This window comes from Kitasatospora sp. NPDC004240, assembly GCF_053603215.1.
Window position 1 is genome coordinate 21,209 of sequence record NZ_JBSGFD010000112.1, and the last position, 6,776, is coordinate 27,984.

Sequence of the window (6,776 nt, forward strand, 5' to 3'; positions counted from 1 at the left end):
CCGGACCTCACCGGCCCGGTGCTCCGACTCTCCCGCGGGCGGCTTCGGGTCGGCTGACGGTCCGCTGACGGCCTCGGCCACGGGCCTGATGATCATCGCTGTGTAGGGTGGGCCCATGAGGTTCGGGGTGCTCGGTCCGGTGGCGGTGTGGGACACCGAGGGACGGCCGGTACGGGTGCCCGAGACCAAGGTGCGGGCGCTGCTGGCCGATCTGCTGGTGCACGAGGGCCGCCCGGTGCCGCCCGACCGTCTCGTCGACGACCTCTGGGGCGAGGACCCCCCGGGCAACCCCGCCAACGCGCTGCAGGCCAAGGTCTCCCAGCTGCGCCGGGCCCTCGGCCGCGACCGGGTCACCCGTCAGCCCGCCGGGTACCGGCTGGTCCTGGACGATGCGGCGGCCTCGCTCGACGCGGCCCGGTTCCGGTCGCTCGCCGCGGCGGCCCGGGTGTCCGCCGGACCGCGCGAGCGTGGCGAACTCCTCGGCGAGGCACTGGAGTTGTGGCGGGGCGAACCCTATGCGGACTTCACCGACGAGGAGTTCGTCCGCCCGGCCGCCCAGCGTCTGGCCGAGGAGCGGCTGACGGTGCTGGAGGAACGGGCGGAGGCCCGGCTGGCGTACGGCGACCCGCTGCTGCTCGGCGAACTGTCCGAACTGGTGGACCGCCACCCGCTGCGCGAGCGGCTGCGGGCCGTCCGGATGCGGGCGCTGTACCGTGCCGGCCGGCAGGGGGAGGCGATCGCCGAGTACGCCGGCCTGCGGACCCTGCTCGTCGACGAACTCGGCCTCGACCCGGGCCCCGAACTGACCGCGCTGCACGAGGCGATCCTGCGCCAGGACCCCGCCCTGCTGCCCGCTCCGGCCCGCCCCGCCCGCACCACTCCCCCGCCGCGCGAGACCGTCGATCCCCCGGCCCACCGGACCGCCGAGCCCCCGGCGCGCGAGGCGCCGCCGCGGCTGCCCACCCCGCGGACCACACTGGTCGGCCGCGGCCCGGCGCTGGACACCCTCACCGACCTCGTCCGCACCGAGCGCCTGGTGACCCTGACCGGCCCCGGCGGGGTGGGCAAGACCCGCCTCGCCCTGGCCCTCGCCCACCGTCTCGCCGCCGACCCGGGACCCGAACTGCCGGACGGCGTAGGCCTCGTGGAACTGGCGGCACTGCCCGCCGGCACCACCGGGATCGCCCAGAGCGTGGTCGCGGCGCTCGGGATCGGCCAGAGCGTGACCTCGGCCCGCCCACGGCCCGGTGCCCCCGCCGACCCGGCCGAGGACCCGTCCACGGCGCTGCTCGCCGCCGCACTGCGCGACCGCCGGACGCTGCTCGTCCTGGACAACTGCGAGCACGTGATCGAGGCCGCCGCCGACCTCACCGCGGCCCTGCTGGACGCCGCCCCGGGCCTGCGCGTGCTCGCCACCAGCCGGGAGTCGCTGCGACTGCCCGGCGAGGCGGTGCACCCCGTCGCACCGCTCGAACCCGCCGACGCCGCACGGCTGTTCGCCGACCGGGCCGCCGCGGCCGCGCCCGGCTTCGCCGACCGCCCCGGGGACGAGGGGACCCGGCAGGCCGTCGCCCGGATCTGCGAACGCCTGGACGGCCTCCCGCTGGCCCTGGAACTCGCCGCCACCCGCGTCCGGGCGATGGGCGTGCACGAGCTGGCCACCCGCATCGGCGACCGGTTCCGGCTGCTCTCCTCCGGAGGGCGCGGCCTGCCCGCCCGGCAGCAGACCCTGCGCGCGGTGATCGACTGGAGCTGGGACCTGCTCGACCCGCCCGAGCGGGCCGTGCTGCGACGCCTGGCCGTCCCCGCCGGCGGCTGCTCGCTCCGGGCCGCCGAGACGCTCTGCGCCGGGGACGGCGTCGGCGGCGACGAAGTGCTCGACCTGGTGGCCCGGCTGGTCGACCGCTCCCTGGTCGAGACGGCCCACGGCGCCAACGGCCCGCGCTACGGACTGCTGGAGTCGGTGGCCGCCTACGCACGGGACCGGCTGCACGAGGCGGGCGAGTCCGCAGCCGTCGCCGCCCGGCACGCCCGGTACTACGGCGAGCTGGCCGCCGAAGCGGAGGCCGAGCTGCGCGGGCCCGGGCAGCGGCGCCGGCTCACCCTCCTGGACGCCGACGCCGCCAATCTGCGCGCCGCACTCGATCACGACCTGAGCACCGGCGACACGGAGGCCGCCGTACGCCTGGCCGCCGCGCTCGGCCGGTGGTGGCTGCTGCGCGGCCGCTTCCACGAGGCCCGGCGCACCCTCGCCGCCGTCCTCACGGCGACGGCCACCGCCGAGGACGGCGAACTCCGCCTCCTGCACGACGCGTTCGCGATGCTGACCGGCGGACGTCCACCCGCCGAGGAGCCGGCCGCAACGGACATCCCCGACCCCGGCCGCCGCGGACGCGCCCTGTGGCTGTTCGCGTACGGGCTGCACCACGCGGGCGACCCCGCCCGCGCGGCCGCCGTGGGCGCCCGAGCGCTGGACCACTCCACCGCCGCCGCCGAGCCCTGGGGCATCGCCGCCGCCCGGGCCCTGCTGGCGCAGGCCGCACTGGCCGGGGGCGACCTGGCGACGGCCCGCCGGGAGGGCCGCGCCGCGGCCGAGGCCTTCCGCGAACTCGGCGACGGCTGGGGCGCGTTGCAGACCGTCCCGGTGCTCGCCGCCCTCGCCGAGATCGAGGGCGACTACGCCGCGGCCGCCGCCCGCCAGCGCGAAGGACTGGAGCTGGCCGAGGGGCTCGGCCTGGCCGCCGAGGCCGGTGCCCGCCGCGCCGGGCTGGGCCGCCTCGCCCTCCTGGCGGGCGAGTGGGAGAACGCCCGTCTCCTCCACGAGCAGGCCCGGCGCGCGGGCGCCGAGCAGGGGAACATGTTCGGCGAGGTGTTCGCCCTGATGGGGCTCGCCCTCGGCGCACGCCGCTCCGGCGACCTCGACGCCGCCGAACGCCACCTGCGGACGATGCTCGACGACTACCCCTCCTCCACCGCCGGGAAGCACCTGCTCCACGTGGAGCTCGGCTTCGTCGCCGAACAGCGCGGCCGGGCTACGGAGGCCGCCGACCTTCAGGTGCGAGCCCTGGCCTTCGCCGAGCGGTTGGGCGACGTACGCGCCCTCGCCCTGTCGCTGGAGGGCACGGCCTCGGCCGCCGCGGCCGCCACCGGGACGGCGGCCCGGGCCGCGCTGCTCCTCGGCGCCGCCGGCGCCGCCCGCCGCAGCATCGGTTCCCCCCTCCCTCACGGCGAACGCGCCGACGTGGACCGGATATCCGCCGCGGCCCGCGCCGCACTGGGCGAGGCCGCGTACGCCGCCGCGTACGCCGAGGGTGCGGCCCTGCCCCTCGCCGAGGCCGTCCGCACCGCCGCAGGCGGGTGACGGTCGACGCGCCCGCCCCGACGCGCCCGCCCCGGCGTGATCACCCCGGCATGATCACCGGAGACGGGGGCGGGTGGCCCGGCGGCTCCGCCCGGTGGGAGGCTGGTAGCGGGGCCCGAGCGCCGACCACCGATCCGAGCACGCGATGCCCACGAGGATTCTGCTGGAGGGACGCCCCGGCAGCGGGAAGACGACCGCGATCCGCCGGCTGGCGGCGCTGCTGCGCACCCGGGAGGCCGTCGGCTTCACCACGGAGGAGATCCGCCAGAACGGCACCCGGGTCGGTTTCGCCCTGGAGACGCTGACGGGCCGGCGCGGCGTACTCGCCCACGTCGGGCTGCCGGGGCCTTTGCGGGTCGGGCGGTACGGCGTCGATCTCACCGTGCTGGAACGGCTGGCGCTGCCCTCGCTCGCGACACCCACGGGACCGGACACGCTCGTGCTCATCGACGAGCTCGGGCGGATGGAACTGGCGCACCCCGCGTTCCGGGACGCCGTCCGGGCCGTCCTCGCGACCGGCGTGGACGTGGTCGCCACCGTGCACGCCCAGCACGAGCCCTTCACCGACGCCCTCAAGCGTCGCACCGACGTCGAGCTGATCCGGCTGTCCCCGGCGAACCGGGACGCCCTCCCGGAGCGGCTGGCGGCACGCCTGGAGCCATCATGAGCGCCACCACCCCGCATTGGGGTCGCTCCGGCACCGCGGTCCTCCGCCGACGCGACGACTGGCGGGCCCAGCTCCTGGCCGCCTCGGACCGGCGGGCCGAGCGTGCCGGCCGGTGCGCCCGCTGGACCGACCGGGGCGTCGAGCGGTGCCGCCGGTGGGCACGCGAGGGCGCGCGGCGGCCCGGCGAGATGGCACCGCCCTCGTGGTTCTTCATCGCCCTGCCGTTCGGCACCGCCTCGTACCGGGTGACGGGTGGCACCGCACGGGCCTGGTACGGACTGACCCGCGTGGCGTTCCGGATCACCGCCGGGGCCCTCTCCGGGCTGCTCACCGCGGTGGCCCTCCTCCTGCCACGACCGTGAGGGTCCGGCCCGGGGTCCGTCCTCCCGGGCATCCGGCCCACCCGCCCGGCATCCCGGAATGCGGGCGGGAGGCCCGCCTCCTATGGTGAGACCCGGATCGCCCACGGAGGAATCCCCCCTGCCGGTGCCCGCGGTCGTCACGCCGCACCCGGCACCTCCGGCCGCCCGGCCACGGGCCTGCCGGCCCTTCCCCATCGAGGCGCCACGCACCTGATCGTGCGCTCCGGCGGCCGCCGTCCATGCGTCGCGGCGCTCCGGAGTCCGGACGATCCCCTCGGAATCGGCGGGCGACCGGGAAGAAAGGCGTCCGACCGCCACGCATCCCGCAGACCCACCAAGGAGCAACGACGATGAGCACGCGACGGCACCCCGCACGGCGGACCGGCGGCGGGTACCGCACGTCCCTTCGCTGGCGGATCCTCACCGGCACGGCCGAGTACGTCGACCGGCGCGTCGGCTGGGACAGGCTGGCCGTCGCACCGGGCCTGCTGACGCTCCTCGGGCTGCGGGTCAGGCTACGGCAGGAGAACCTCCACGACACCGACCGGCTGCCCTCCGTCGGTGCTCCCACGCCGGCGCCCCCGTCCGCGCGGCACCGGGTCAACCGGACCGCCGACGGCAGCCACAACGACCTCGCCGATCCGCGCATGGGCATGGCGGGCACCCGCTTCGGCCGCAACATCCCACTGGACAGGATCGCCCCGGCCACCACCGAGTCCGTGCTGTCCCGGCCGAACCCGCGCGAGGTCAGCCGCGCCCTGCTCACCCGTCACGAGCTGGTCCCGGCCGAGTCGGTGAACTCGCTGGTCGCCGCCTGGCTCCAATTCATGATCCGCGACTGGTTCAGCCACGGCACGAGTCCGGTGGACCGGCCCTGGGAGATCGCCCTCGTGGACGACGACCCGTGGCCCGAGCGGCCGATGCGGATCATGCGGACACCGGACGACCCGACCCGGGACCCCCTGGCGCCCGCCGGGACCCCCGACACCCGCGTCAACGTCTCCTCGCACTGGTGGGACGCCTCCCAGGTCTACGGGTCGAGCGAGGCCGAGCAGCGCCTGCTCCGCACCGGGGAGCTGGGCAAACTGCACGTGTCGGACAACGGACAGGTCCCGTTCCACTCGGACCCCTCGCGTGACCCTTCACGGATTCCCGGCTTCTGGCTGGGCCTGGCCATGATGCAGGACCTCTTCGCCCGGGAGCACAACGCGATCTGCGACCACCTGCACGGCGCCTACCCCTCCTGGGGCGACGAGGAGCTGTTCCAGCGGGCGCGGCTCGTCAACGCCGCGCTCCTCGCCAAGATCCACACCGTGGAGTGGACGCCCGCCGTGATCAGCCACCCCACCACCGTCGCCGCCCTGCGGGCCAACTGGTGGGGCCTCGCGGGCGAGCGCGCGCACCGTCTCTTCGGCCGTCTCAGCGGGAGCGAGGTCGTCAGCGGCATCCCGGGAGGCGAGACGGACCACTACGGCATCCCGTACGCGCTCACCGAGGAGTTCGTGGCCGTCTACCGCATGCACCCGCTCGTCCGCGACGACTGGCACCTGCGCTCCGCCGACGACGACGCCACGCTGCGGCAGTGCACCTTCCGTGACATCTCGGGGCCCGACGCGCTGAAGGTCCTGGAGACCATGAGGACGTCCGACCTGCTGTACAGCTTCGGCACGCTCCACCCGGGTCTGGTCACCCTGCACAACTTCCCGAGGTTCCTGCAGGAGTACCGGCGCCCGGACGGGAACCTGCAGGACCTCGCCGCCACCGACATCCTGCGCAGCAGGGAACTGGGCGTCCCCCGCTACAACGAGTTCCGGCGGCTGCTGCGGCTCAGGCCCGCGCGGGACTTCCAGGAGCTGACGGACAACCCGGCCTGGGCCGAGGAGATCGAGCGGCTCTACGAGGGCGACATCGAGAAGGTCGACCTGACGGTCGGGATGTACGCGGAGAGGCTTCCGGCCGGGTTCGCGTTCAGCGACACGGCGTTCCGCATCTTCGTCCTGATGGCCTCCCGCCGGCTCAACAGCGACCGTTTCTTCACCGAGTACTACACCCCGGAGGTGTACTCGAAGGCCGGTCTGGCCTGGATCGACGACAACTCCATGGTCACGGTGCTGCTGCGCCACCACCCGGAGCTGCGGACGGCCCTCGCCGGCCTGGCGAACGCCTTCGTGCCGTGGCACACCGCCGGGAGGACGACGGGATGACCTGAGCGTGGCGGACCGGCCCGGGCCCCGCACACGAGCGGCGCCCGGGCCGACGTCGGTCGGGCCTTGCGGTCAGATCTCGGGGTTCTCCAGCATCTCGGTGACCAGCGCGGCGATCGGCGAACGCTCCGAGCGGGTCAGCGTGATGTGGGCGAACAGCGGATGCCCCTTCAGCTTCTCCA

General features: G+C 75.7%; 4 protein-coding genes. All 4 read left to right on the forward strand.

What is annotated here, in order from left to right:
- Positions 1 to 115: 115 nt before the first annotated feature.
- The 4 genes from ACWEQL_RS26765 (at position 116) to ACWEQL_RS26780 (ending at position 6,594) form a co-directional block, all read left to right on the forward strand.
- On the forward strand, positions 116 to 3,361 hold the full coding sequence (locus ACWEQL_RS26765) for an AfsR/SARP family transcriptional regulator (protein WP_452152869.1): 3,246 nt from the start codon (positions 116 to 118) through the stop codon (positions 3,359 to 3,361).
- A gap of 145 nt (positions 3,362 to 3,506) precedes the next feature.
- On the forward strand, positions 3,507 to 4,028 hold the full coding sequence (locus ACWEQL_RS26770) for a nucleoside-triphosphatase (protein ID WP_452152870.1): 522 nt from the start codon (positions 3,507 to 3,509) through the stop codon (positions 4,026 to 4,028).
- Positions 4,025 to 4,390, forward strand: coding sequence for a hypothetical protein (locus ACWEQL_RS26775; RefSeq protein WP_452152871.1), 366 nt, complete (start codon positions 4,025 to 4,027; stop codon positions 4,388 to 4,390). Before ACWEQL_RS26770 ends, ACWEQL_RS26775 begins: the two co-directional genes overlap by 4 nt.
- 350 nt (positions 4,391 to 4,740) lie before the next feature.
- Entirely contained in the window at positions 4,741 to 6,594 is a 1,854-nt protein-coding gene (locus ACWEQL_RS26780; RefSeq protein ID WP_452152872.1) for a peroxidase family protein, read from the forward strand.
- Positions 6,595 to 6,776 lie beyond the last annotated feature (182 nt).

What these genes read in the sequence shown, in the direction of transcription:
- ACWEQL_RS26775 (WP_452152871.1), top strand. Translation starts at nt 4,025, where the DNA reads ATGAGCGCCACCACCCCGCATTGGGGTCGCTCCGGCACCGCGGTCCTC.
- ACWEQL_RS26765 (WP_452152869.1), top strand. Translation starts at nt 116, where the DNA reads ATGAGGTTCGGGGTGCTCGGTCCGGTGGCGGTGTGGGACACCGAGGGA.
- ACWEQL_RS26780 (WP_452152872.1), top strand. Translation starts at nt 4,741, where the DNA reads ATGAGCACGCGACGGCACCCCGCACGGCGGACCGGCGGCGGGTACCGC.
- ACWEQL_RS26770 (WP_452152870.1), top strand. Translation starts at nt 3,507, where the DNA reads ATGCCCACGAGGATTCTGCTGGAGGGACGCCCCGGCAGCGGGAAGACG.